At 50.6% G+C, this 255-nt stretch carries 1 pseudogene; it reads right to left on the bottom strand.

From position 1 onward, the window contains the following. A pseudogene (gene nusA, locus FLQ44_RS17760) lies at positions 1–255 on the bottom strand (transcription termination factor NusA); the annotation flags it as partial.

Here is a 255-nt window from a genome sequence, read left to right as displayed (position 1 = left end):
CGCGCTTACTTCCGCCGGTGCCATTGCGTTAATCACGAATTGCGCCGGATTATCGTCCCAAAGTACGATATCTACACGCTCACCGCCCAATTCATTGCTAATAGCTTGCACACGTGCACCGCGCATACCAACACAAGCGCCTACCGGATCGATACGTTTATCATGTGATTTCACCGCAATTTTCGCACGAGAACCCGGATCACGTGATGCGCCTTTAATCTCAATGACATCTTCACCGATTTCCGGTACTTCCAG

This window comes from Vogesella mureinivorans (assembly GCF_007644035.1).
Lineage (GTDB): Bacteria > Pseudomonadota > Gammaproteobacteria > Burkholderiales > Chromobacteriaceae > Vogesella > Vogesella mureinivorans.
Note: the sequence above shows the minus strand (reverse complement) of the source record. Positions and strands in the feature narration are given on the sequence as shown.